Source organism: Streptosporangium sp. CA-135522 (assembly GCF_050949235.1).
Lineage (GTDB): Bacteria > Actinomycetota > Actinomycetes > Streptosporangiales > Streptosporangiaceae > Streptosporangium.
Window position 1 is genome coordinate 373,562 of the sequence record NZ_CP192026.1, and the last position, 23,454, is coordinate 397,015.

Annotated in this window: 23 protein-coding genes; 12 read left to right on the forward strand and 11 right to left on the reverse strand. The window is 69.5% G+C overall.

From position 1 onward, the window contains the following. Window positions 1-118 precede the first annotated feature (118 nt). Together ACQPYK_RS01845 and ACQPYK_RS01850 are read left to right on the forward strand one after the other, a co-directional pair. Complete coding sequence (locus tag ACQPYK_RS01845; RefSeq protein ID WP_433249143.1) at window positions 119-661, forward strand: hypothetical protein; 543 nt, start codon at window positions 119-121, stop codon at window positions 659-661. A gap of 129 nt (window positions 662-790) precedes the next feature. Continuing rightward, window positions 791-1,078: a terminase small subunit gene (locus ACQPYK_RS01850; RefSeq protein ID WP_433249146.1), complete on the forward strand. Its 288-nt coding sequence runs from the start codon at window positions 791-793 to the stop codon at window positions 1,076-1,078. A gap of 327 nt (window positions 1,079-1,405) precedes the next feature. Here ACQPYK_RS01850 and ACQPYK_RS01855 read toward each other — a convergent pair. From ACQPYK_RS01855 to ACQPYK_RS01865, 3 genes are all read right to left on the reverse strand, one after another. Next, window positions 1,406-2,550 (reverse strand): IS3 family transposase gene (locus ACQPYK_RS01855; RefSeq protein WP_433258673.1). Its coding sequence is split into 2 segments (ribosomal slippage): window positions 1,406-2,337 and window positions 2,337-2,550, totalling 1,146 coding nucleotides; the frame shifts between segments, so codons are not numbered across the junction. A 341-nt stretch (window positions 2,551-2,891) separates the two neighbouring features. Then, window positions 2,892-3,974, reverse strand: a complete 1,083-nt coding sequence (locus ACQPYK_RS01860) for an acyltransferase family protein (protein WP_433249149.1) — start codon at window positions 3,972-3,974, stop codon at window positions 2,892-2,894. Between the two features lie 323 nt (window positions 3,975-4,297). Further along, window positions 4,298-4,933, reverse strand: coding sequence for a hypothetical protein (locus tag ACQPYK_RS01865; RefSeq protein WP_433249152.1), 636 nt, complete (start codon window positions 4,931-4,933; stop codon window positions 4,298-4,300). A gap of 81 nt (window positions 4,934-5,014) precedes the next feature. Between ACQPYK_RS01865 and ACQPYK_RS01870 the strand changes: the two genes are divergently transcribed. Beyond that, the gene (locus ACQPYK_RS01870) at window positions 5,015-5,644 is read left to right on the forward strand and encodes a TetR/AcrR family transcriptional regulator (RefSeq protein WP_433249155.1); all 630 of its coding nucleotides are present in this window, start codon (window positions 5,015-5,017) and stop codon (window positions 5,642-5,644) included. 474 nt (window positions 5,645-6,118) lie between these two features. Here the strand turns inward: ACQPYK_RS01870 and ACQPYK_RS01875 are convergent, their stop codons facing one another. From ACQPYK_RS01875 to ACQPYK_RS01885, 3 genes are all read right to left on the reverse strand, one after another. After that, a complete protein-coding gene (locus ACQPYK_RS01875) occupies window positions 6,119-7,204 on the reverse strand; it encodes a hypothetical protein (RefSeq protein WP_433249158.1) in 1,086 nt (361 codons plus the stop codon). A gap of 1,162 nt (window positions 7,205-8,366) precedes the next feature. Next, the gene (locus ACQPYK_RS01880; RefSeq protein ID WP_433249161.1) at window positions 8,367-8,753 is read right to left on the reverse strand and encodes a hypothetical protein; all 387 of its coding nucleotides are present in this window, start codon (window positions 8,751-8,753) and stop codon (window positions 8,367-8,369) included. A 197-nt stretch (window positions 8,754-8,950) separates the two neighbouring features. Then, complete coding sequence (locus ACQPYK_RS01885; protein ID WP_433249164.1) at window positions 8,951-9,460, reverse strand: VOC family protein; 510 nt, start codon at window positions 9,458-9,460, stop codon at window positions 8,951-8,953. Between the two features lie 73 nt (window positions 9,461-9,533). Here ACQPYK_RS01885 and ACQPYK_RS01890 point away from each other — a divergent pair, with 73 nt between their 5' ends. Together ACQPYK_RS01890 and ACQPYK_RS01895 are read left to right on the forward strand one after the other, a co-directional pair. After that, the gene (locus ACQPYK_RS01890) at window positions 9,534-9,983 is read left to right on the forward strand and encodes a MarR family winged helix-turn-helix transcriptional regulator (RefSeq protein WP_433249167.1); all 450 of its coding nucleotides are present in this window, start codon (window positions 9,534-9,536) and stop codon (window positions 9,981-9,983) included. Between the two features lie 277 nt (window positions 9,984-10,260). Next, window positions 10,261-10,482 (forward strand): hypothetical protein, encoded by a 222-nt coding sequence (locus ACQPYK_RS01895; RefSeq protein ID WP_433249170.1) that lies wholly within the window; start codon window positions 10,261-10,263, stop codon window positions 10,480-10,482. 171 nt (window positions 10,483-10,653) lie between these two features. Here the strand turns inward: ACQPYK_RS01895 and ACQPYK_RS01900 are convergent, their stop codons facing one another. Beyond that, a complete protein-coding gene (locus ACQPYK_RS01900; RefSeq protein ID WP_433249173.1) occupies window positions 10,654-11,823 on the reverse strand; it encodes an ROK family protein in 1,170 nt (389 codons plus the stop codon). Between the two features lie 78 nt (window positions 11,824-11,901). Between ACQPYK_RS01900 and xylA the strand changes: the two genes are divergently transcribed. The 6 genes from xylA to ACQPYK_RS01930 all read left to right on the forward strand — a co-directional run bounded on the left by xylA (window position 11,902) and on the right by ACQPYK_RS01930 (window position 18,443). Beyond that, the gene (gene xylA / locus ACQPYK_RS01905) at window positions 11,902-13,053 is read left to right on the forward strand and encodes a xylose isomerase (RefSeq protein WP_433249176.1); all 1,152 of its coding nucleotides are present in this window, start codon (window positions 11,902-11,904) and stop codon (window positions 13,051-13,053) included. Next, window positions 13,050-14,423, forward strand: coding sequence for a xylulokinase (gene xylB / locus ACQPYK_RS01910; protein ID WP_433249179.1), 1,374 nt, complete (start codon window positions 13,050-13,052; stop codon window positions 14,421-14,423). The genes xylA and xylB overlap by 4 nt, the downstream gene beginning before the upstream one ends. A 143-nt stretch (window positions 14,424-14,566) precedes the next feature. Then, window positions 14,567-15,217 carry a DUF998 domain-containing protein gene (locus ACQPYK_RS01915; RefSeq protein ID WP_433249182.1) on the forward strand — a complete coding sequence of 217 codons (651 nt, stop codon included), beginning with the start codon at window positions 14,567-14,569 and terminating at the stop codon, window positions 15,215-15,217. A gap of 144 nt (window positions 15,218-15,361) precedes the next feature. Beyond that, the gene (locus ACQPYK_RS01920; RefSeq protein ID WP_433249185.1) at window positions 15,362-17,584 is read left to right on the forward strand and encodes a sensor histidine kinase; all 2,223 of its coding nucleotides are present in this window, start codon (window positions 15,362-15,364) and stop codon (window positions 17,582-17,584) included. Between the two features lie 101 nt (window positions 17,585-17,685). Beyond that, complete coding sequence (locus ACQPYK_RS01925; RefSeq protein WP_012887135.1) at window positions 17,686-18,075, forward strand: roadblock/LC7 domain-containing protein; 390 nt, start codon at window positions 17,686-17,688, stop codon at window positions 18,073-18,075. Then, window positions 18,072-18,443, forward strand: a complete 372-nt coding sequence (locus tag ACQPYK_RS01930; RefSeq protein WP_433249189.1) for a DUF742 domain-containing protein — start codon at window positions 18,072-18,074, stop codon at window positions 18,441-18,443. Before ACQPYK_RS01925 ends, ACQPYK_RS01930 begins: the two co-directional genes overlap by 4 nt. 60 nt (window positions 18,444-18,503) lie before the next feature. Here ACQPYK_RS01930 and ACQPYK_RS01935 read toward each other — a convergent pair whose 3' ends face one another. From ACQPYK_RS01935 to ACQPYK_RS01950, 4 genes are all read right to left on the reverse strand, one after another. Continuing rightward, entirely contained in the window at window positions 18,504-19,079 is a 576-nt protein-coding gene (locus tag ACQPYK_RS01935) for a GTP-binding protein (protein ID WP_433249192.1), read from the reverse strand. After that, complete coding sequence (locus ACQPYK_RS01940) at window positions 19,060-19,407, reverse strand: DUF742 domain-containing protein (protein ID WP_433249195.1); 348 nt, start codon at window positions 19,405-19,407, stop codon at window positions 19,060-19,062. The genes ACQPYK_RS01935 and ACQPYK_RS01940 overlap by 20 nt, the downstream gene beginning before the upstream one ends. Window positions 19,408-19,471: 64 nt before the next feature. Further along, window positions 19,472-19,879, reverse strand: coding sequence for a roadblock/LC7 domain-containing protein (locus ACQPYK_RS01945; protein WP_012887139.1), 408 nt, complete (start codon window positions 19,877-19,879; stop codon window positions 19,472-19,474). Then, window positions 19,876-22,341 (reverse strand): sensor histidine kinase, encoded by a 2,466-nt coding sequence (locus tag ACQPYK_RS01950; RefSeq protein WP_433249199.1) that lies wholly within the window; start codon window positions 22,339-22,341, stop codon window positions 19,876-19,878. The genes ACQPYK_RS01945 and ACQPYK_RS01950 overlap by 4 nt, the downstream gene beginning before the upstream one ends. 118 nt (window positions 22,342-22,459) lie before the next feature. Here ACQPYK_RS01950 and ACQPYK_RS01955 point away from each other — a divergent pair, with 118 nt between their 5' ends. Then, on the forward strand, window positions 22,460-23,281 hold the full coding sequence (locus tag ACQPYK_RS01955) for an SDR family NAD(P)-dependent oxidoreductase (protein ID WP_433249202.1): 822 nt from the start codon (window positions 22,460-22,462) through the stop codon (window positions 23,279-23,281). The last annotated feature ends 173 nt before the right edge of the window (window positions 23,282-23,454 follow it).

A 23,454-nucleotide genomic window follows, 5' to 3' on the forward strand; every position in this document is an offset into this window, starting at 1 on the left:
CCGCGCCACAGTCTCCCTTTTTCTCCCCCGCGCCTGCCCGTACCCCTCTGCTTCTGCCCTCCGGGCTTAGCGGAGCAGGGCGCTGGTCAGGCGGCCAAACGGATCATACGCTCCGGTCGTGGCGGACATCGGCTACTTCGAGGCTTGGCAGATGTGGCTGGACGGCAGGTCCACCTTGGGAAACGAGATGTTCGGTCTGCCGATGATCTGGTGGGGCAGGGCGGGGAAGATCGCGGCCTTCGTCAGCGGCATGACCATCCTGCTCGACATCGCGGGTGCTGAGCGTCTCGCGTCGTTCGCGGACCGGCTACACGCCCTCATTCAGGCTCTCTGGAGCCGCGCGCTGGTCTACTCGTTTTCGGTCGGTGCGTTTGTCCTGGCGTTCAGCTGGGTCGCCATATGGGATATTGCATGGAGCATCGACATTCCCGTCCCGGCTGGTGTCCCCGGCTTGGACGTGCTCATCGGCCTTCTCAAGGTTGCCGTCGTCGTCACGCTGCTCTGTCTGGCTCCGCTGGCCGTGGCGGGAACCGTGCTCCTCATCGACAAGGTGTGCACAAAGCTACCTGCGATCTTCATGCATCCTCGCGCCGTTCACATCCGCATCGTGGCGGCCGTACTCCTGATCGCCGGCTTCCATTTCGATCTACTTGCCTCATAACTCGTCCCATAAGAGCCTCATCGGCCCGACCGAGGGGAGAAAGCATGCCGCCTCGCGGCAGCGCCCGAACCGCCCGCGCGGGATCGTGCGCCGGACCTGCGCGACGCCGTACGTGCCGCGGTGGAGGTGATGGACTGGCTCACCGACTCCGACCAGGCGATGAAGGCGCTCGCGCTGCGGCAGGCCGAGGAGATCGAGAAGGTCATCGACCGAGCCGAGGAACTGGCCAAACTACGCCGGGAGCCGGTCGGCGACGAGGGCGCGCTACGACGGCTGCGGGCGCTGGAGTCGATGTGCGAGGTCATCAGGATCGTCGGCCGGCCCGGCCCGCAGTTCCAAGGCGTGCTGCGTGACCTCGGAGGCACTCCGGCGGTCCGCAAGGCGATGAAGGGTGACCCGCAAGGCGATGAAGGGTGACAAGCCGATCGGAGGCAGGCTCGCTCAGCTACGCGCCGATGCTGCCGGGGAGCGTGACTCCTAGGATCTGGACGCCTCCGCTGGTGACCGGCCCGCCGGGGCCGTGTGGGTGCTGTGGCTGCTGTGATGACTGTGTTTCGACCCTATCTCGGAGTCCACACCGCTGAATATCTCCAGTAGGACCTGGCCGAGTGCCGTGCCGTCGAGCGAATCGATCGACATGGGATCGAGTTCCGAAAGTTCGAGTTCGATGCCATCCGCTTCCACATCTGCAAGATCATGCTTTTTGGAGTTGCCCCGGTTCGGTAGACACATCAGGGCTTTCGGCTACGCGGCAGCATAGTCGTCTTCTTGAATGGGCTTGAGGGCTTGGCGTCGCTCATATTCGGCCGGGCTGAGCTGGCCGTTAGCGGAGTGACGGCGGCGTGGATTGTAGAAGCCCTCGATGTAGGCGAACACCGCGCGCTCGGCCTCTGACCTGGTGTGGAAAGTCCGCCGGTCGATCAGCTCGCACTCCAGCGAGGCGAAGAAGCTCTCGGTGATCGCGTTATCAAAGCACGTGCCGGTGCGGCCGGTGGAGGGGCGCACGCCGGCCTGCGCACACCGCTGGCCGAACGCAATCGACGTATATTGACCGCCCTTGTCGCTGTGATGGATCACCCCGGCGTCAGGGCGGCGCTGACCAACCGCCATCGCCAGGGCATCGGTGACCAGTTCGGTGCGCATGTGCTCGGCCATCGCCCAACCAACGATCCTGCGGGAGAAGACATCCAAGACGACCGCGAGGTAAAGGAAGCCCTGCCACGTCGGCACATACGTGATATCGGCGGTCCAGATCCGGTTCGGCTCGTCGGCTTCGAACGTCCGCCTCACCAGGTCTGAGGCGGCAGCCGCCTTCCTATCCGTAATCGTCGTGCGACAGCCCCGACGCCGAGACACTCCGGCCAGCCCGGCCGCGCGCATCAGCCGGGCCACCCGCTTGCGGCCCACGTTGTCCCCGTCGATCTGGCGCAGGTCGGCGTGGATGCGCGGCGCTCCGTAAATCTCATCGGAGGCCTGATAGTGAGCGTGGATCTTCTCGGTCAGCTCCGCATCGCGACGGGCGCGAGCCGACGGGCCGCGCCCGGCCCAGGCGTAGTAGCCCTGGCGCGACACACCCAGCACCCGGGCCAGCAGGGAGACGCCGTGGTGGTCTTTCTCCGCATGAATCAGCCGGAATCTCATCTCGGCCGATCCGTCTCCCGCGCGAAGAAAACCGCGGCCTTACGCAAGATCTCCTTCTCCTCGCGCAGCAGCTTGACCTCACGACGCAGCCGGGCCAGCTCGTCTTTTTCGGCGCTGGTCAGCCCGTCTTGGCGGCGGCCGTCATCCAGGTCGGCCTGGCGCACCCAGACACGGATCGACTGCGCGGAGGGCTCGAATTCCTTGGCGAGCTCCTCCGGCGACCGTCCCGCGCGCACCAGCTCCACCATCTGCCGGCGAAACTCCGGCGGATAGTTGTTCGGCACAGTGGACTCCTTCTTCCGGGAACCAGGGTTCCTCAGAAATCAGGTGTCCACCAAACCGGGTCAACTCCATTTCGGCACCCATGCCTCCAGCCGCTCGTCCCCACACTTGCCGCCTCGACCATGGTTTCTTTTTGTCCATGCACCGGCAACGCCGCCCCACTCGCAATGGCGGCACGGTGACGTTCTCTCCGTGAAATGATCTCCGCAAGGTGGTCTGATGTGCCTGCTCATGATGGGTGGGCTTCGCCGGCGAAGTGGCCCCGGGGTTTGGCGGCTCGTGACACGTCGGTCAACGGCACCCCTTTTCACAGCACTCGCTTGGCTCCGGGCAACGACCGCGTCAGATAGGCCAGCCCCCAGCACGCCGGCAAGGCGATGGCCAGGACTATGGCGAACTTGACGATCGCGAGCGTGTGCAGCCCGCGCAATGCGTAGGCGAGGCCCACCAGCACCAGCGGGTGGATGATGTAGACGGTGAACGCGTGGTCGGACAGGAACCTGCCGCGCGGCCCCTGCCGGTTGAACCGTTCCCTGAAAAGGACCGTGAGCCCGACGATGAGGCTGACCGCGAAGGTGGATTCCCAGGCGGCCTCCAGCGCCGTCCGTAACGGCCCCGCGGTCATCCAGGACAGTGGCATGAGCACTGCCGTCACCGTGCCGGCCACGGCGAGCCCGATCCGTCCCGCTCTGGGAGACAGGCTCTCGTACCAGCCGCGCCTGGACGCGACGAGGCCGACCACGAACATGCTCACGTACTGCGGCAGAAAGTGCGGGGAGGGCAGCCCGAGCACCGGGATGTAGGAGCCGACCGGCACCGGGATCCGCCACAGGAACGTGGCCACCGACAAGCCGAGTGCGAACAGCACGATCGAGCGCGCCTGCGGCACCGTCACGCGAGCCTCGGCCCGCCCATACCAGCGCCGCCAGAACGCGTAGAACACGGTGAAGACGAGCAGCACTTCCACGAACCACATGGGTCCCGGGTCCCACGAGCCGATGTAGAACATCCAGTACGGCAGGTCGTGCTCCTCCTCGACGTAGATCCCCAGGGTGACCAGGGGGCGCAGCAGGAGGAGGAAGGCGAGCAGCGGGATGCCGAGCCGCACCAGTCGGTCGCGGACGAAACCTCGGCCGCCCTTGCGGTCGTAGGAGCCAGGGGTGAAGAAACCGGAGATGAGGAAGAAGAACCCCATGAAGAACGACTGGTTGAACGTGACCAGGACGTCGAGGATGACCCCGGATCCGTCCTGCGCGGGCTCGGTATAGAACCAGAGCGGGATGTTCCCGTACGTGACCGCCACGTGATGGGCGATGACCAGTACGGTCAGCGTGACCCGCAGGTTGTCCACCCCGAAGAGCCTGGTCGTGGTCCTCGGCTCGGTCTTCATTTCGTGCAAGCCCTTCCAATGGATCGGTGAGTTCGCCGACGTGCGTGTCCAGATCATGGCCAGGGGTGTTCACCCGGTAGGTGGATGTGTCGTCGGTGGTCGGGGAGTGGGTTGAGGACGCGGCCCAGGTGGCGCGACAGCGGGGCGGCCGGGCCCCACCGGCCTCTACCCGGCCGGGTCGTGATGGGAGGTGCTGCTGAGCCGGCGACCAGGATGTTGATCATGATGGGCTGGTCACGGGACGAATCGCGGCGTTGTATCCAGGGATGGGTGTGTTCCGGAGAGTATCCAGGGATGGGCGTGTTCCGGAGATAGGCGCCACCCTAGGCCCGCCCGTCTCTGGCCCATCGCGCGACGGTCCGCGCCGCAGTGTCAAGAGCCGTCCGGCCCGGGTCCGGCGAGCCTTCGTGATGGCCCGAGGCGTGGTCCGCGGCGTGAGCCGTACCGGTGGGGCGGGCCGCGAGCCGCAGGGCGCGGTCGAGGGGTGAGGAGGTCTCGGGGGCGAAGGGCGTTCCGGTGGTCAGGGCGCGGAGTCCGAGCGTGATCGCCTCGCCGAGGAGGCCGACGCCGATGGACAGGGTGATCGGCCGCGCCTGTTCCGGGACGCCCGCGGCCACGGCGAGCAGGCCGAGCCCCATGTTGCTCACCGCGGACACCACCCAGACCAGCAGGGTCCAGACCGTGTAGCGCTGCCAGAGGTGACCGCGCTTGGTGAACAGCCGCGGGGTAAGGCCTCGCAACGCGCCGAAGAGCAGGCCCGCGAGGGAGGCCACCGCGATCCAGACGATGTCGCGGCCGCTCGGATGCGCGTCCTTGGCCAGGCCGAAGACGCCGATGCCGATGAGGATGACGGGCGGCGTGAACAGGTCGCGGGCGTTGAGAGGCTCCCCGATGAACCGCTTGACGACCACGCCGACCACCAGCACGGCCACGACGGCCGTCAGCAACATTCCGTTCATAACACCCTCCTCATTAACACCCTCCGTTGGTAGCGCGGGCATGCTAAAAAAAATGTAGCACGAGCATGCTATAAAAGTGGGATGCCGAAGATCGTGGATCCGCAGGAGCGGCGCCGGGCCGTCGTCGAGGCGGTTTTCCGGGTGGTGGAGCGCGACGGCCTGGAGCAGGCGTCGCTACGCAACGTCGCCGCCGAGGCAGGGCTGGCCATCGGCTCGGTGCGGCACTACTTCACCACGCACTCCGAGCTGATGGTCTTCGCGATGAGGGCGATGAGCGAACGCGTTACGGGCCGGCTGGTCGCGCACGCCGACCGCCTGCTGAACGCAGACGCGCCCCTTACGCCGCACGAGCGGTGGGAGACGGCCGTGTGCATGCTCGCCGAGGTGCTACCCCTGGACGGCGAGCGCCGGCGCGAGGCGGTGGTGTGGCTGGCCTTCGTCACCGCCGCCCGCACCCGCCCCGAGCTGCGTCCCCACGCCGACGAGCTCTACGACGGGCTACTCGCGCTGACCACCCGCGTTCTGGAAGGCGCCCGCCGCGCCGGTCGCCTGCGCTTGGACGCTGACATCACCCTGGAGGCCCGCAGCCTGTGCGCGTTGCTCGACGGCATGTCCCTGCAGGCCGTGCTTCACCCCGGTCGCCTGGATCCCGAGACGATGCTCTCTGTGCTACGTCGCCACCTCGCCGCCCTGGTCGCAGGGGAACGGTGAGCCTGGTCGGGCGCTCGCCTCAACGGTGCCGGTGGCCGGTGCGCTCGTAGGACTTCCAGGTTTGTCGAGCTCTGCTCATGGTCGCGTCCACGGGTGGGGGTACGAGTTTTCGCCGGTGATGGGCGTGGCATCGTGATCGGACAGGGCGCAGAGGCGTTCTCCCTCCTCCGGGACAGCGAACTTGATCTCTTCCGGGATGGCGGCCTTGATTCCGATGCTTACCTGACGGCCCTCTTCGACACCGGACCGGAACGACAGCGGAGGCTTGATCGGTGATCCAGCTCGACGGGCTGTGCCGACAACGCCGGAAGACCCCATCCCGTACGGTCCCATCGCGATCATTAACGTCCCGTACGGTCCCCATCGCGATCATTAACGGCGAAGCTCGTGTAATACGGCTCGCGCTGCTCTTCGCGTTTGCTGGGTTCGCGAAGAGCAGCGCGGTCGTGCGGTCGCCGTCAGTTGGGAAGAGACTCAGCCTGTGTAGTCGGTGGTGTGGCCGTCGTTACCGGTCGGCCACAGATACTTGCCGTTGTCGGCCGTCGAATAGGCGCGGTTGCCGTCCCCCGCACGGGCTTGGATGAGATTGCCGCGCCAGGTGGAGCCGCGGGCCGACCCGCCCCAGAGGTTGCCGTACAGGAAACCGTACAACTGCTCGAGTTCGGTCGAGAAGATGTTACCGGTGACGGTGATGTTGGTGGCGTTGTTGGCGACGCCGATGCTCAGGGCATAACCCCAGCCGGAGACGTAGTTGTCCGTGAACGAGATGTGATCGTAGACACCGTCGCCCTGCAGGGCCAGGGCGTTGGTGTTGCCCAATGAGGCCAGGGTGTTGTGGCGGACGACCATGGGGCCGCCGTTGCCTTCGCTCTGCGGGCCGATGCCGTCGTGGTGATAGACGTCATGGGACGTGTCGGCCATGTCATGGATGTAGTTGTTCGTCCAGGTCGACGGGCGTCCGGGGAAGCCCGTCACCATCTGCATGCCCGCGTTGCCCCAGATGTCGTTGTGGTCCATGACGACGACGGCTTCCTTCATCGTCGTCGCATACTGCCAGGACTTGTTGAACGGCGTGCCGGGCTTGGAATGGGACGACGAGACGGTGCCGTCGTTGCCGGGAGGCCTCGAGTAGGAGTTGGGCTTGAACGTCGAATACAGGAACTTGATTTTGTTGTCCGAATAGATCTGGACGAGGTTGTCGTCGGGATTGGTGCCCTCGAACGAGCAGCCGACGAACGTGAGATTGTCGCCGTAGATGTATACCTTCAGAGCCAGGAAGCGTTTGAAGGAGATGACGCTGTTATTCGGGAACCTGAGTGTCAACGGTTTGCTGGCACTCATATTCGAAGCATAGTTGGTGAGTTTCCCAGGGTATGCCTTCAAACCCAGACCGCCGGCATTGGCCGGAGTTTTGGCATAACCGGTGTTCGAGAAGTCCGGCCAATATCCGGATCCGTCGTTGGGCCGTGCCTTGAGGGCCGAGACGCTGTCGGCCGGCGCGCGCTCATGGGATTCGGCGCTGGCGGCGACGCCGGAGGTGAGGGCGGACGCGATGAACACCAGAGCGGCAGCTGCGGGGATGCAACTCCGGATGATCTTGCGGCCGGCTGAAAAACGGCGGCGTTTATACAGGGCTCTGCCAAGTGATGTCTTGATGTTGTTCTCCAGTGTCGTCGATATATAATCGAATGACGTCGGGCCGGCGAGATCGCCTGGTTGCTATTTCAACCGAAACCCCGTGTGATTCGGGAGAGATCACACGTGGGACGGGACCTTATCAATCTTCATCGGGGTCGTCAATATTCGTGTTCAGCGATTAGGTAATCACGTATGGTAATTAGAGGGACACGAAAGTCGGGCGGCATGTGGTAAGGCTCGCGGCTTTTTGTGATGAATTCCGGATGCCCCGCCGGATCGTGTGCTACTCTCGTGATTTTTTCGGTCGCCCGGCACGGTTCGGGTGAGGGTCGATTCGCGCCATGGCCAACCGCGCCATGGTCAACGTGGTGGCCTGGCGGTCGCACCGGGCAGGTCCGCGCAGAGCGAGTGGCCGCATCCTGGCGCCGCGTGGCCGGCCTTCCCTCTTCTTGCCTTCGTCTCCGGCTCTTCTTGCCTTCGTCTCCGGCGTCGGGCCGCTGTGCCTCCTGGTGGACGGGCCGTGGATGCTCCTCGACCCGGAAGGCCGGGTTCTTCACGACCGCCGGCCGGCCGCCGCGGTGCGCGACCGGGTGAAGAGTGCTCAGCCTCGGACGTGACCGGCCGGCATCGGCATGATCTTGCCAACGCGGATGCCGTCAGCAGGTCTGGGCGGCCCTGGACGACCATGGACCGAGGAACCCTGTAGCCCCCCGCCCGAGAAGGACCGTAAGACGGTGATGGACGGTCGTGTTCCAACTCGTAATGAAGAGGTCTGGGGTTCGACTCCCCAAGGTGGCACCGGGCCGGAGGCCCTCATCGGAGGTGATGTCGAGTGGTTCCGTATGTGCACACCTCAACGTGAAGTCCCTGAGCCTGCACCGGGCAGGGTCGGGGACTTTCGTAAGAGCCCAAGCCATGTTCAGGCGGCGTATCCCAGCGAGGGCGGCGGCCACCGGTACGAGGTGGAGCAGGGGCCGGGGAGACGGCCGGTCTGCGATGGTAGGGAAACCTGTACCATCCGATCCCTGAGCGGTCGCGGAGGCGGCCCGGAGATCGCCGTTCCGGGCCGCGCGCGTTCAGCCGGTTACCTGGTCAGGACCATCAGCGTGAAAAAGCCCGTGTACGTGCAGTAGTACGACAGGTACGTCCCATTCCGTCGCAGTTCCGCGCCCTTCGCATTGCACGTCGCCTCTGACGAGTAATCGCCGTACTTGATCCATGTGGACATGACGGCGACCGAGGTGCTCGGCGTGCGGGGGGCGGTGGCCGCGGCGCTGGCAGGCGTCGCCAATGCGGCTCCCGACGCTGCCAGGGCAACCGCCGCGAACGACGTCGCGGCCAATCTGGTGAGCTTGGTGGACATGAGACACCCCTTCAAGATGGGGGGATCGGTCCCGGCGGAGCTGCGGGTCACCTTCGCCGGGACCATGATCATAATCACATCGGCGGCGAAGAGGGAGGGCTTGATCATCGTTGTTTCATCGGGCTTGGGCGGACGGCAGCCGGTGCCGTGCTCTGGCGGAAAGCGCCTCGTGCTCTAGCGGAAATCGTCCGCGTGCTCCTGCGCCCACGAGCGGAACGTCCGCGCCGGCCGCCCGAGAAGCTGCTCCACGGTGTCGGTCACCCGCTCGGGCGAGTGCACGAACGTCGCCCACGCCTTCAATGTGGTCAGGCGGGGATCGAGACGCCGAGGCCGCCGCGGGTCTGCGCGCCGTAGCGCTCCTTCTCCTTGGCGATGTCGAGGGGCTTGATGCCGCTGCGTCCCCGCAGCACCTCCTCGGTGAGCAGGTCGGCCGGAACCAGCCAGGAGACCTCGAACTCCAGGCCGTCGGGGTCCTTGGCGTACAGGGCCTTGGTGGTGGAGTGGTCCGAGGCACCGACCAGCGCGTCCATCTCGCCGAGCTTGATCGCGATCCGCTCCAGTTCGTCCAGGGTGTCCACTTCCCATGCCAGGTGGTAGAGCCCGACGGTGGAGCGTCCGGCACCGGAGGGGCCGGCCTGGGAGCCGAGCTCGAACAGCCCGAGGTCGTGGTCGTTGCTGGAGCCGGAGGCCTGCAGGAACGCGGCTCCCTGCATGCCCATGACGACCCTGAAGCCGAGGGCCTCTTCGTAGAAGGCCACGCTGCGCGCGACGTCGCGCACGAACAGGACCGCGTGGTTGAGCCGTTGGACCGGCATGATTCCTCCCGTAAAACTTGAACTCTCAAGTACGCTACCTTCCGATGCTTGAGAGTTCAAGTAAACTGAGGACGTGACGCGATGGCTGGACGATGACGAGCAGCACACCTGGCGCGCGTTCCTGGCGGCCTCGCAGCTCGTCCAGGAAGAGCTGGACCGGCAGCTGCAGCGGGACTCCGGCATGCCGCACGCCTACTACGCGGTGCTGGTGAGACTGTCGGAGGTGCCGGGGCGGGCGCTGCGGATGAGCGAGCTCGCGGCGGAGGTCAACTCCTCGCAGAGCCGTCTTTCCCACGCGGTGGCCCGGCTGGAGGAACGCGGCTGGGTCCGGCGCGAGCCGTGCGCCTCCGACAAGCGCGTGAGCTGGGCGGTGCTCACCGACGAGGGATTCTCGGTGCTCGCCGCGGCCGCCCCCGGCCACGTCGAGGCGGTACGGCGGAGCCTGTTCGACCGGCTCGACCCCGAGCAGATCCGTCAGCTCGCCGGGATCTGCGCGGCCGTGCTGGGAAAGGCGGCGCGCTGACGGAGGCGGACGCTCGTGTTCGTCGTGCGACGGTACGGAACGCTCGTGTTCGTCGTGCGACGGTACGGAACGCTCGTGTCCGTCGTGCGACGTACGGAGGCGGACGCTCATGTCCGTCGTGCGACGGAGATGATCTCCGGGCTCGCGCCGGTCGGCGGCCGCCGGTCCCGGCCGGGTCGCTCTGTCACGCCCGGCACGCCGGGGGGCCTCCCGCCGACCGTCGGCTCCCGGCCGTACCGTTGCCCCGACCATTCGACGAAAGCAGGGGGATGCGCACATGACGGAGGCTTCTCTGATGCGGACGAACACCGAGCACGAGGCGAACCGCGTGCTCTTCAGGATCGTCCACGAGGTCGCGGTGGGCTACGCCGGAGCGGACGTCGCCCAGGTGGTCGCCGTGCTCCGGCGGCGGCTGGTCGACGTCCCGGGCCTTGACGACCATGGGTTCCTGCGGATCGCCGAGGAGATCAGCGTCGGCCGCGACCCGTCCGGGCTGTAGCCGAGGCGTACGGCGCGGCCGTCGGCCCCGCTCCGGCGGGGCCGACGCCCCGGGTCGGCGCGGGCGGCCGTCCGGGAGGTGGCCGCCCGGGTCGGCGTGGGCGGCGGCCGTCCGGGAGGTGGCCGTCCGGGTCGGCGTGGGCGGCGGCCGTCCGGGAAGCGCCTGCCCGGGTCAGCGCGGGCCGGCGGCCGTCCGGGAGGTGGCCACGTGGGTCCAGGGGTCGGCGACGATCCGGTGGATGACCTGCCCGGCGGCGCCCAGGGTGGCGGCGTCGCCGCCGAGCCGGGAGACCGTGAGCTCGGGGACGGCGCGGCGCATCCGGGCCAGCCGGGCGTTCATCGTCTCGTGGGCCGGGCCGTGGATCCATGGGAACAGCGGGGCGAAGATGCCGCCCAGTACGACCGTCGCGGGGTCCATCAGATGGATCGCGGAGGTGAGCGCGACGCCGAGCGCGTGCCCGGCGCGCTCGCAGGCCTCCAGCGCGCTCGCCTCGCCCGCCCGCAGGCGCTCCACGAGCTCGGGCACCCCGCCCAGGCCGGCTGCGCGCAGCAGGGCCTCCTGCCCGGCGTACTGCTCCAGGCAGCCCCGGCCCCCGCAACGGCAGGGAGGACCGTCGGGAGAGACGATCACGTGTCCGAGCTCCCCGGCGAGGCCGCGGGCACCGCGGAACAGGGCGCCGCCGACCACCAGGCCGGCGCCGATGCCGATCTCTCCTGACACGTGGAGGAAGTCGTCCGTGCCGGAGCCGAACCACAGCTCGCCCAGCGCCGCGAGATTGGCCTCGTTCTCCACGGTCACGGGGAAGTCCAGCAGGTCGCCCACGCGGACGTCGTGCCAGCCGAGGTTCGGGGCGGTGTGGAGCAGCCCGTCGTCCACGGGGCCGGGGACGGCGAGGGCGGCCCCGGCGATGGTGAGACCTTGTGCACGGGCTTCATCCACAGCTCTGTGGGCAAGTTCTTGCAGGTGAGACAGTGTTTCCACAGGAGATGCGGCCTGGTTGTCCACAGCCTGTGCACAGCGCAGCCGTACCGAGAGGGTGAGATCGACGACGCAGACCGACAGGTAGTCGACGTTGATCTCCAGGCCGAGCGCCGCCACCCGGTGCCCGCTAAGGCCGACCGCCGTGCCCGGCCGTCCCCGCTCGCCGTCCCGCAGCGCGCCCGACTCGGTGACCATGCCCGCCTCGAGCAGGTCGCCGACCATCTTGGACACCGTGGTCTTGGTCAGGCCGGTGATCTCGGCCAGCGCCGCGCGTGTGATCGGGCCGCTCCGGCGCACCTCGGCCAGGACCACGCCGAGGTTGCGGGCACGCATCGAGTCATGGCGTACGGCCTGCGTCATGAAACACCCACCTCTTGACGATCCCACCACCTCGTCCCATATTAAGTCCATAAAGTGGATTAAATCGGAGGACCACACATGAGCGACTACACCCCAAAGCCCGAAGACCGCTTCACCTTCGGCCTGTGGACCGTCGGCTGGCAGGCCCGTGACCAGTTCGGAGACGCGAGCCGGGCCCCGCTCGATCCGGTGGAGAGCGTCCACCGGCTCGCCGAGCTCGGTGCGTACGGCGTCACCTTCCACGACGACGACCTGCTGGCCGTCGAGCCGGACCGGGACAAGGCGATCGAGCGTTTCAAGAAGGCCCTGGCCGAGACCGGGCTGAAGGTCCCGATGGCCACCACGAACCTGTTCACCCACCCGGTCTTCAAGGACGGCGGGTTCACCAGCAACGACCGCGACGTGCGGCGCCACGCCCTGCGCAAGGTGATGCGCAACGTCGACCTGGCCGCCGAGCTCGGCGCGACCACCTACGTCTGCTGGGGTGGCCGCGAGGGCGCCGAGTCCGGGGCCGCCAAGGACATCAGGGCCGCGCTCAGCCGTTACAAGGAGAGCATGGACCTGCTGACCTCCTATGTGATCGACCGGGGCTACGACATCAGGTTCGCCATCGAGCCCAAGCCGAACGAGCCGCGCGGCGACATCCTCCTGCCGACCGTCGGCCACGCGCTGGCGTTCATCAACGAGCTGGAGCACTCCGAACGGGTCGGGCTCAACCCCGAGGTCGGCCATGAGGAGATGGCCGGGCTCAACTTCGCGCACGGCATCGCGCAGGCGCTCTGGCACGGCAAGCTCTTCCACATCGATCTCAACGGCCAGCACGGCCCCCGGTTCGACCAGGACCTGGTCTTCGGTCACGGTGACGTGAAGAACGCCTTCTTCCTGGTGGACCTGCTGGAGAACGCCGGGTACGACGGTCCCCGGCACTTCGACTACAAGCCGCTGCGCACCGAGGACGCCGAGGACGTCTGGGTCTCGGCCGCGGCCAACATGCGCACCTACCTGATCCTCAGGGAGAAGGCGAAGGCCTACCGCGCCGACCCCGAGGTCGCCGAGGCGCTCGCCGCGAGCCGGGTGGCCGAGCTGTCGGAGCCCACGCTGGCCCCGGGCGAGACGCTGGAGGACCTGCACCGCGACGACTTCGACCTCGACCGGGCCGCCGCGCGCGGCTTCCACTTCTCCCGCCTGAACCAGCTCGCCCTGGAGCACCTGCTGGGGGTCCGCGGATGACCCTCGTGGCCGGGGTCGACTCCTCGACCCAGAGCTGCAAGGTGGTGATCAGGGACGCCGAGACGGGCGCCCTGGTGCGGCAGGGGCGCGCGGCCCATCCGGACGGGACCGAGGTCGATCCGGAGGCCTGGTGGACGGCGCTCCAGGAGGCGGTCGCGCGGGCGGGCGGCTTGGACGGCGTCGCGGCGATGAGCGTCGGCGCCCAGCAGCACGGCATGGTCTGCCTGGACGAGTCCGGCGCCGTCGTGCGCGACGCGCTGCTGTGGAACGACACCCGCTCGGCCGGGGCCGCCCGGGACCTCGTCGCGGAGCTGGGCGGGCCGGCGGAGTGGGCCGAGGCGGTCGGCAGCGTGCCGGTCGCCTCGTTCACGGTGACCAAGCTGCGCTGGCTGGCCGAGCACGAGCCCGGCAACGCCCGCCGTACGGCGCGGGTGTGCCTGCCGCACGACTGGCTCACCTGGCGGCTGGGCGGGGAGTTCGTCACCGACCGGGGCGACGCGTCCGGGACCGGATACTGGTCGCCCGCGACCGGCTCCTACCGGACCGATCTCCTCCGGACGGCCTTCGGCGCCGTTCCCGAGTTGCCGCGTGTGCTGGGCCCCCGCGACCCGGCGGGCGAACTGCGCGTCCTGAGCGGCGCTCAGGGGCCGGTACGGCTGGCGCCCGGGACCGGGGACAACATGGCCGCGGCCCTCGGGGTCGGGGCCGAGCCCGGGGACGTGGTGGTGTCGATCGGGACATCGGGGACCGCCTTCGCGGTCGCCGCCGGCCCGAGCGCCGATCCCAGCGGTGCGGTGGCCGGCTTCGCCGACGCCACCGGGCGGTTCCTGCCGCTGGTGTGCACGCTCAACGCGGCCCGGGTGCTCGACGCCGCCGCCCGGCTGCTCGGGGTCGATCTCGACCGGCTCGGACGGCTCGCCCTGGAGGCCCCCGCGGGGGCGGGCGGCCTGGTCTGCGTGCCGTACCTGGAGGGGGAGCGGACCCCGAACCTGCCCGACGCCACCGGATCGCTGCACGGCCTGACCCTGGCCACCTCCACCCCGGCCCACCTGGCCAGGGCCGCCGTGGAGGGCCTGCTCTGCCACATGGCCGACGCCTTCGACGCCCTGGGACTGGACCCGGCCCGGGTGCTGCTCATCGGGGGCGGCGCCCGGTCGGAGGCCGTACGGCGGATCGCCCCGGCGGTCTTCGGGCGACCGGTGCTCGTCCCCGAGCCGGGCGAGTACGTCGCGGACGGCGCGGCGCGGCAGGCCGCGTGGCTGCTCAGCGGCGACGACGAGCCCCCGGCCTGGAAGGCGGGCGGGACCGGACGCTTCGAGGCGGAGGCCACGCCGGCCGTCAGGACCCGCTACGCCGAAGCCCGCGGCTGACGGCCGTCGGGGTCCGCTACGCCGAAGCCCGCGGCCGACCCCGGCTCCCGCCCCCGCCGTGGCGCCCTCTCAGGGATGGGTCAGGGTCGTGTCAGGGGCGTCGCCGGATACGTGGACGGGGCACTGCGGGACAGTCTTGACGCATGCTCGCGTTGAAGAGGCTCTATCCCCTGGTCTCCTGCGCCGGGATCGTGATGGCCGTCGTGGCCACGGTCATCGGTCAGATCGACGCGGATCCGTACCTGGACCCGCTCAACCTGACGATCAGCGAGTACGCCGTATTGGACCGCGGGGGAGCCACCGAGTTCGCGATGGCGTCCCTGGGGGTCGCGTCCTTCGCGCTGGTCGCGGGGCTGCGGGCGGCCAGGGCGCCGGTAGGGGCGGCGGCGCGGCGGCTGATGCTCGCCTGGAGCGCGGCGCTGGTCGTCATCGCGATCGTGCCGACCACCGCCCCGGGGCTGGCGCTGGACCTGAACGCCGAGGTGCACCGCTACGTGTCGATCGCCGCGTTCGTCGTCATGCCCCTGGCGGGCGCGCTGATGGTGGCCCGGCTCGGCCAGGACGAGCGGTGGCGACCGGTGGCCAGGCCGGTCGAGTGGCTGGCGCTGGCGGGCGGGTTCGGACTGCTGGCGATCACCTACGTGGCGCTTCCCGGCGACCGGGTGCTGATCGGCCTCGTCGAGCGGGTTCTGCTGGGCACCGAGGTCGCGTTGGTCGGCGTGCTGGCCGTACGGCTGGCGCAGCTGACCTGGGTGCGCGAGGGGTCCCGCGCCTCACGTGCCGCTCTCGGCTGACTTGTCACTTCTCTTGACTCTTTCATGACATGTCACAAATAGGATACGAATAACGGGACTAGTCAGTGCTATCCTCGTCGGCGATCTAGAGATCGTCCGGAGGTCTCCGCCACCGGCGCTCCGAGACCGAACCGTAGAGGTGACATGGCATCGAGCAGGTCCATCCGGTTCAAGATCTCGGTACTGGTGGCCATCCCGCTGACCTCGCTGGTCGCCCTGTGGGGCTTCGCGGCCACGGTCACCGTCGGTGACTCGATGAGCCTGCTCAACGCCGACGCGCTCTACGACGCGGTCGGCAAGCCCGCCACCGACCTGGTCACCTCCGTCGAGCGCGAGCATCTCCTGTCGGCGGAGTATCTGGCCACCCGCGTGGCCGCCGACCGCGCCACCCTGACCGGCCAGCGCGCCGTGACCGACCAGGCCCGCGCCCGCCTGCGCGAGGGGGCGGGCTCCGACTCGGCCCGCTCGATCATGACGGCAGAGGTGAGGGCCGCCGTCGACGAGCTGACGGCGCGCGCGAGCGCGCTCGACACGGTCCGGGCCAAGATCGACGACGGCCGGATCGGGCCGGTCGTGCTCGCCCGTGAGTTCGGCCTGGTGCCCGACGCGATGCAGCGGATGTTCGCCAGCACGAGCGTCAGCGACGACCAGGTGCTCAGCCGGCAGTCACGCGGCATCATCATGATCGGCTACTCCAAGGACTTCCTCAGCCGGGAGCGGGCGCTCGCCGCCGGCGCGCTGGCGGCCGGGCGCCCCCTGTCGGCCGGTGAGCTGCGGCTGTTCGGCCAGATGTCCACCAAGCGGGCCTTCCTCCTGGAGCAGGGGCTGGCGGAGCTGGACCCGGTGCTGCGCGCGCCGTTCGCCGAGCTGGCGGCCTCGCCGCTGACGGCCAGGTTCACCGGTCTGGAGGGCCGCCTGCTGGACGGCGCCAGGGTGCCGGCCACCGACTGGCGAGCCGTCAGCGACGATCTGGAGACCTCCTACCAGAGATCCCTGACGACCGCCGGTCTCTCGCTCGTCGACCAGGCGACCCCGTCGGCCCTGGCGACCTTCGCCAGGGCCGGGATCGCCGGTGTGCTGGGGCTCGCCGCGGTCCTGGCGTCGCTGCTGGTCTCCTACCGGGTGGGGCGCGGGCTCACCCGGGAGCTGGCCGCGGTGCGCAACGCCGCCACCGACCTGGCCGAGATACGGCTGCCGCGGGTCATGGAGAAGCTGCGCAGGGGCGAGCCGGTGGACGTGGCGGTCGAGGCGCCCCCGCTGGAATCGCTGGGCAGCACGGCCGAGGTCCACGACGTCGCCGCCGCCTTCGACAGCGTCCAGCACCGCGCGGTGGACTCCGCCGTGGAGCAGGCCAGGCTGCGCGAGGGCGCCGCCCAGTCCTTCCGCAACCTCGCCCGGCGCAGCCAGTCCCTGCTGCAGCGCCAGCTCAAGCTGCTCGACGGGATGCAGAAGCAGGCCGAGGACCCCGAGGCGCTGGAGAGCCTGTTCCGGCTCGACCACCTCACCACCCGCATGCGCCGCCACGCCGAGGGCCTGGTGATCCTCTCCGGCGGGGCCGCGGGCCGCAAGTGGCGCTCGTCGGTGCTGATGGAGGACGTGCTGCGCGGCGCCGCCGCCCAGGTCGAGGACTACGCCCGGGTGCGGATCTACCCGATGCCCGGCACCACCCTGGTCGGCGGTGCGGTGGCGGACATGATGCATCTGTTCGCCGAGGTCATCGAGAACGCCACGATCTTCTCCCCGCCCGGAGGCGAGGTTTCGGTGCGGGGCGAGCTCGTGGGCCGGGGGTTCACGATCGAGATCGAGGACAGGGGACTCGGCATGACCGCGGACAAGCGTGCCGCGATCAACGAGCGGCTGGCCAGCCCGCCGGAGTTCGACCCCGCCGAGACCGAGCGGCTCGGTTTCGCGGTGGTCGGGCTGCTGGCCGCGCGCTACGGGGTCGGGGTGACGCTGCGGACCTCGCCGTACGGCGGGACCGGCGTGGTCATCCTGCTGCCGGAGTCGCTGTTGGGCGACCCGGAGCCGATGGAGCCGCAGGGGCCGGCGCTGCTGGAGCCGGCCGAGTCCGCCGAGCCCGTGCGCGTCGTCAAGCCCGTGGAGCTGGTCAAGGCCGTCGAGCCCGTGGTGCCGGTCCCGGCCGGGCTGTGGAAGGCGCCGCAGCGGCGCGGCAACGGCGGGCTGCCCCGCCGGGTGCGCCAGGCGAACATCTCGCCGCAGCTGCGACAGGAGCCCGTCTCGGTCGCCGAGCCGGAGGAGCGATCGCCCGAGGAGGCGCGGGCGCTGCTGAGCTCGCTGCAGGCGGGGTGGCGCCGCGGACGGTCGGAGGGGGAGGACAACGGTGAGGACGGCGGTATGGAGCAGTGAACGGGGTTCGAAAGCCGGAGGCACGGCCGCGAAGGCGGATCCGTTGAACCGACGAGGGCCCAGAACGAGCGTGACCACCACAGGGGAAGGGGCTTAATCACGTGCCGGGTGAGCTGTATTGGCTTCTGGATGACTTCGTCACGAGCGTGGCGGACGTCTCACACGCGCTGATCCTGTCCAACGACGGGCTGATGGTGGCCTCGTCCCGGGGGCTGAGCAAGGAGGACGCCGACCATCTGTCCGCGGTGGCCTCCGGCTTCCAGAGCCTGGCCAAGGGGACCAGCCTGCAGTTCGGCGGCGGGGCCGTACGCCAGACGATGGTGGAGATGGACTCCGCGTTCCTCTTCGTCACCTCGGCCGGCCAGGGAAGCTGCCTGTCGGTCATGACCACGGGTGCCGCCGACGTGGGCCTGATCGCCTACGAGATGGCCCGCCTGGTCACCCGGGTCGGCCAGCATCTCGCCACCGGCCCCCGGGTGGCCGGCCAATGAGCGACGACATCGAGTGGGTCGATGAGGAGGCGGGGCCGGTCGTCCGTCCCTACGCGCTGACCGGCGGGCGGACCAGCACGTCCTCCGCCGCGTTCGATCTGCTGTCGATGGTGGTGGCCACGGGGTCGGCGGTCTCCGCCAGATCGCACCTGGGCTCGGAGCACCGGCGGCTGCTCGGCCTGATGAGGCGGACGCGGCCGATCGTGGAGATCGCCTCGGACGTCGGGCTGCCGATCGGGGTGATCAAGGTTCTGCTGGGGGATCTGCTGGATCAGGGCCTGATCCTGGTGCGGTCGCCGCTGCCGGCGGCCACGCCGCCCGCGGAGAGCCTGCTGCAGGAAGTGATCAGCGGCCTCCGGGCATTGTGACCCCCGGAGGCCGTGACAGGCCGGTGGTTCGCGACGGGAATCGCGGACTACCGGGTCCGGTCAGCGCTGGCTCGCCGTCAGCACCTTGAGGGAGTGCTCCACGAGCGTCACCAGCACGGTCTTGGCCGAGGCGCGGCGCCGTACGTCGCACAGCAGCACCGGCACGTCCGGGTCCAGGTCGAGAGCGATCCGCACGTCATCGGCCTCGTAGCGGTCCGCGCCGTCGAAGCAGTTGACCGCCACGATGAACGGCGTCCCGCGCTGCTCGAAGTAGTCGATCGAGGGGAAGCAGTCGGTCAGCCGCCGGGTGTCGGCCAGCACGACCGCGCCCAGCGCGCCGTAGGACAGCTCGTCCCACATGAACCAGAACCGCTCCTGACCGGGGGTGCCGAACAGGTACACGACCAGGCCCTCCCGGATCGTGATGCGGCCGAAGTCCATCGCGACCGTGGTGGTGGTCTTGCCCTCCACGCCCTCGACGTCGTCGATGCCGATGCCGCGATCGGAGAGCACCTCCTCGGTGCGCAGCGGACGGATCTCGCTGATCGCGCCGACGAGCGTGGTCTTGCCCACCCCGAAGCCGCCCGCGATGAGAATCTTGAGCGCGACGGGTTCGTCAGAGGGCCCGAAGTCCATTGATCACTTCCTTGAGAATGCGCTCGCTCGCCGAAGCGCGCCCGATCGAGATGAGCTGGTGGTCCTGCAGGTCACCGAGGAGCACGCGGACCACGCCGAGCGGCAGGTCGAGCTCCGAGGCGACGTCGGCGACCGACGTCGCGGTGGTGACCAGGGAGAGGATGCGTTCCTGTTCCGGTCCCGGGGTGAACCCGCCGGTCGCGACGGCGCCGGTCGCGGTGACCATCGCGACCAGGTCCAGCGCGTCACCGGAGGACCGGGTACGGCCTCCGATGAGCGCGTAGGGCCGGACGACCGGTCCGGCCTCCTCGTCCATCCACTGCGTCATCCGATCCCCGCGCCTTCGGCTGGGGGACCGAACGATCCGTGCACCGCGTCCATGCCCTGCTCGCTCACGACAGGCCTTGGCGCGGAAGGGTGGAGATGTGCTGGCCGACCCGCTTGACCAGCATCGCCATTTCGTAGGCGATGTGGCCGACGTCGGCGTCGGAGCTGCTCAGCACGGCCAGGCAGGTGCCCTGCCCGGCGGCCGTGACGAACAGGAACGCCGATTCCATCTCCACGATCGTCTGACGTACCTCACCGCCGCCGAAATGGCGGCCGGCTCCGCGCGCCAGGCTCTGGAACCCGGCCGCGACCGCGGACAGGTGCTCGGCGTCCTCTCGGCTGAGGCCTTTGGAGAAGCCGACGGCGAGCCCGTCGGTGGACAGGATCACCGCTTGGCGTACCGCGCCCACCCTGGTGGTCAGGTCGTCGAGGAGCCAGTTCAGCTCGCCGGTGTTAGTTACTTTTCCGGTCATTTGTCCCCCTTGTCGCCTGTCGTCTGGTGTGCGAAGTCGTTTCCCTGCTCCTCGCGCCCACGCCGCGCACCCGCCTGGAAGGCGGAGAACAGGGCGCGGACCTCGTCCGGGGAGCGTTCGGAGCGCTCGGGGGGCTCCGGTGCCCGTTCCGGCTCGACAGGCGCCGGGGGCTCTTGCCGGAGCTGTGGGGCCAGGTTGGCCTGCCGTACCCGCCGGGGCAGGTTCCCCGGCCCGGTGGTCTCGCTAGCGGGCTCGCCGGCCGTTCCGCGGGCGGATCCACCGGCCGGCTCGTGCCCGCCCTCACGGGCGCTGTCGCGGGCGGTCTCACGGGCGGTCTCGTGGACGCTGCCATGGGCGCTCTCGCGGCCCGGAAGGTCGGCCACCACGGCCAGGGTCGGGGCGGCGAGAGGCGGCGCGGGGGAGCTCGTGGCCGGAGGGGCCGTCCTCGTCCGGCGGGGCAGCCCGGAGTCGGCCCGGGGCGGCTGCTGCTCCGGGCGCGCAGGGGTCAGGGCGGCGGGCCCGGCGGGCTTGAAGAGGTCCGTCGGCCGCTCGTCGATCCGCTCGGCGGTCAGGGCGAGCGGGGAGGGGGTCTCGGCGAGCACCGTGCGGGGGATGAGCACGATGGCCGTGGTGCCGCCGAAGGGCGAGCCGCGCAGCAGGACCTGGACGCCGTGCCTGGCGGCGAGCTGGCCCACCACGAACAGGCCGAGCCGGTCGCTGTCGGCGAGATCGAACTCCGGCGGGCTGGCCAGCCGCTCGTTGATCGCCGCGTACTCCATGGAGCTCAGGCCCAGGCCCCGGTCCTCCACCTCGACGGCGAACCCGTTGGCCACCACGTCGCCGCGCACGGTCACCGTGGTCTGCGGCGGCGAGTAGATCGTGGCGTTCTCGATGAGTTCGGCTATCAGGTGGGTGATGTCGGCGACCGCGGCCCCGTCGAGCGAGGCGTCGGGCATCGGCGGCACGTTGACCCGCTTGTAGTCCTCGACCTCGGCGATGGCGGCCCTGACGATGTCGACCACGGCCACCGGCCTGCGCCAGGCTCGGCCGGGCGCGGCGCCGGACAGGATGATCAGGCTCTCCGCGTGCCGCCGCATGCGGGTGGTCAGGTGGTCGAGCCGGAACAGGTCCTCAAGGCCGTCGGGGTCGTTCGCCCGGCGCTGCATGCTGTCCAGCAGGGTGAGCTGCCGGTGGAGCAGTCCCTGGTTGCGCCGGGCCAGATTCACGAAGACCTGGCTGACCCCGCGGCGCAGGTTGGCCTGGCCGACGGCGGCCTCCACGGCGGTGTGCTGCACCGAACTGAAGGCCTGGGCCACGTCGTGGACCTCGACCGAGCCGCCCGCGCTGATCGGCGGCGCCTCGGTCTGCACGTCCACCTCCTCGCCGCGCCGCAGCCGTTCCACGACGCCGGGGAGCCGGACGTCCGCCAGGTCCAGCGCCGCCGAGCGGAGCCCGGCCAGCTCGCCGGCCAGGCGGCGGCCGAAGCGGACCGAGATGATGATCGACGTGATCACCGCGATCAGGCCGATCCCGCCGGCGACCGCGATCCGGACCATGATGCCGGTGGCCACCGACTGGGCCCGGTTGGCCAGCTCGTGGGAGGCGGCCAGGTTGATCTGGTCGAGCCAGGTCACGATTCCGTTGGTGGTCGACTTCCAGGTGCCCGCCTGAAGGGGCAACCGGCCGCCGTCCGCTCCCGCGATGGTTCTCTCCAGCGCGGTGAACTTCTCGAAGGCCGCGGAGTCGAAGGTGTCCCGGTACGGCTTGCCCAGCTCGTCGTCGAGGGCCGACAGGCCGCGCGTGTGCAGGAAGCGCCGGGTGGAGGCGTACTCGGCGAAGGCGTCGCGCTCCTCCAGGGACATCCGGCCGTCGATCAGCGCCCCGCTGATCAGCGCGTTCTCCCTGGCGAGCATCTCGCGGGCGTTGCCCATCGACTGCATGGCCGTGGCCTGCCGGAAGATCGACAGGTCGGGGACCGCGCTCATCTGGTCGTACAGCAGGAAGGCCGAGTCCAGGATCTGGTTGTAGTTCGACAGCACCTCCAGCCGGGCGCTGCGGCCGCTGTCGATGCCGGCGCGGATGGCCGGCAGCCGGTCGAGCTGATGGAGCAGCGTCTCCAGCGAGGCGCGCAGCTCCGGGCCCTGGGAGTCGCCGTCGCTGAGGGCGGCGGCGCGGAACTTCTCGACCGCCCGGTCGGTGCGGCCGCGCTGCTCGCCGATCCCGCTGGTGAGGACCCGGGAGGTGATCGCCACCGAGGACTGCGCCCGCTCGGCCTGGAGCTGGAGTCCCAAGTCGGTGGAGGTGATGCCGACGCTCTGGTAGAGGTTGTTCGCCCGTAGCAGGGCGGCTCCGTCGCCGACGGTCAGATTCAGGACGAAACCCCACAGCGCGCTCAGTGACAGCAGGGGTAAGAGCAGCAGCAAGAAGATCTTGAACCGAATCGACCGGTTTCCAGAGCCCATGCCCACTCGTCCCAACTTCTGAGTGTGTGGAGGCTCGCGCTGCTTTGGGATTAATACGCCTCCGGAAGATCGCACAGGAGACTAGCACCGATAAGGTTTTCGCGCAGTGGAGGATCTGATGATTAGTGTGATTACCGGGGCCAGTGCCGGAATCGGCGAGGCCGCGGCGGTGGGGCTAGCCGGGCGCGGGCGGCAGGTCGTGCTGGTCGGTCGTGACCCCGCCAGGACCGCTCGGGCGGCCGATCGGGTCAAGGCCGTCTCCGGGATGGCCCCGGAGACGTTCACCTGCGACTACACCTCGCTCGACGATGTCCGCAGGCTGGGCGCGCAGCTGCTCTCCCGCTACCCGCGGATCGACGTTCTGATCAACAACGCGGGCGTCATGACCACCGAACGGACGCTCACCCGCGACGGTCACGAGACGATGATTCAGGTGAATCATCTCGCTCCGTTTCTTCTGACGAACATGTTGCTGGAGCGGCTCACCGGCCGGGTGATCACCACTTCGTCCCGTGCCGGCAAGACCGGGCGCCTGGATCCGGCCGACCTGAACCGGGAGCGGCGCCGGTGGAGCGGCTGGCTGCAGTACGGCGACTCCAAGCAGGCCAACGCGCTGTTCACCGTGGAGCTGGCCCGGCGGCTCGAAGGGACGGGGGTGAGCGCCACCTGCTTCCACCCGGGTGTGATCAAGACGGAGTTCGCCCCGAGGACGTTCATGATGTGGATGGTGAAGAACATCCCCGGCATGGGCCAGACCGCCGAGCAGGGGGCGAGCACCATGATCCACCTCGCCACCCATCCGGACGGCGCCGCCCATCCGGGCCGCTACTTCGCCAAGAGCGCCCTCGCGGACGCCCCTCGGGGCATGACCGACCCCCGCCTGGCCCGGGTCCTCTGGGAGGCCAGCGCCGCGGCCGTCGCCCTCCGCGCCGACGCGTAGGCGCGGGCGGGCTCAGGCCGGGCGCGGTTCCACGTGCTCAGACGGCGGGCGGGGCGCGGTTCCTCGTGCCCGGACGGGACGGGACGGGCGGGCTCAGGCCGGGCGGGCCGCGTGCCCGGACGGAACGGACAGGTGAGGGGCGAACGGCGTGGGCGGTCCGCCGCGGTCCGGGG

Excerpts from the sequence above, each read along its gene's own strand:
- ACQPYK_RS01850 (WP_433249146.1), top strand. The coding sequence starts at position 791 with ATGGACTGGCTCACCGACTCCGACCAGGCGATGAAGGCGCTCGCGCTG.
- ACQPYK_RS01860 (WP_433249149.1), bottom strand. The coding sequence starts at position 3,974 with ATGAAGACCGAGCCGAGGACCACGACCAGGCTCTTCGGGGTGGACAAC.
- ACQPYK_RS01865 (WP_433249152.1), bottom strand. The coding sequence starts at position 4,933 with ATGAACGGAATGTTGCTGACGGCCGTCGTGGCCGTGCTGGTGGTCGGC.
- ACQPYK_RS01870 (WP_433249155.1), top strand. The coding sequence starts at position 5,015 with ATGCCGAAGATCGTGGATCCGCAGGAGCGGCGCCGGGCCGTCGTCGAG.
- ACQPYK_RS01880 (WP_433249161.1), bottom strand. The coding sequence starts at position 8,753 with ATGATCAAGCCCTCCCTCTTCGCCGCCGATGTGATTATGATCATGGTC.
- ACQPYK_RS01885 (WP_433249164.1), bottom strand. The coding sequence starts at position 9,460 with ATGCCGGTCCAACGGCTCAACCACGCGGTCCTGTTCGTGCGCGACGTC.
- ACQPYK_RS01895 (WP_433249170.1), top strand. The coding sequence starts at position 10,261 with ATGACGGAGGCTTCTCTGATGCGGACGAACACCGAGCACGAGGCGAAC.
- ACQPYK_RS01900 (WP_433249173.1), bottom strand. The coding sequence starts at position 11,823 with ATGACGCAGGCCGTACGCCATGACTCGATGCGTGCCCGCAACCTCGGC.
- xylA (WP_433249176.1), top strand. The coding sequence starts at position 11,902 with ATGAGCGACTACACCCCAAAGCCCGAAGACCGCTTCACCTTCGGCCTG.
- xylB (WP_433249179.1), top strand. The coding sequence starts at position 13,050 with ATGACCCTCGTGGCCGGGGTCGACTCCTCGACCCAGAGCTGCAAGGTG.
- ACQPYK_RS01915 (WP_433249182.1), top strand. The coding sequence starts at position 14,567 with ATGCTCGCGTTGAAGAGGCTCTATCCCCTGGTCTCCTGCGCCGGGATC.
- ACQPYK_RS01920 (WP_433249185.1), top strand. The coding sequence starts at position 15,362 with ATGGCATCGAGCAGGTCCATCCGGTTCAAGATCTCGGTACTGGTGGCC.
- ACQPYK_RS01930 (WP_433249189.1), top strand. The coding sequence starts at position 18,072 with ATGAGCGACGACATCGAGTGGGTCGATGAGGAGGCGGGGCCGGTCGTC.
- ACQPYK_RS01935 (WP_433249192.1), bottom strand. The coding sequence starts at position 19,079 with ATGGACTTCGGGCCCTCTGACGAACCCGTCGCGCTCAAGATTCTCATC.
- ACQPYK_RS01940 (WP_433249195.1), bottom strand. The coding sequence starts at position 19,407 with ATGACGCAGTGGATGGACGAGGAGGCCGGACCGGTCGTCCGGCCCTAC.
- ACQPYK_RS01945 (WP_012887139.1), bottom strand. The coding sequence starts at position 19,879 with ATGACCGGAAAAGTAACTAACACCGGCGAGCTGAACTGGCTCCTCGAC.
- ACQPYK_RS01950 (WP_433249199.1), bottom strand. The coding sequence starts at position 22,341 with ATGGGCTCTGGAAACCGGTCGATTCGGTTCAAGATCTTCTTGCTGCTG.
- ACQPYK_RS01955 (WP_433249202.1), top strand. The coding sequence starts at position 22,460 with ATGATTAGTGTGATTACCGGGGCCAGTGCCGGAATCGGCGAGGCCGCG.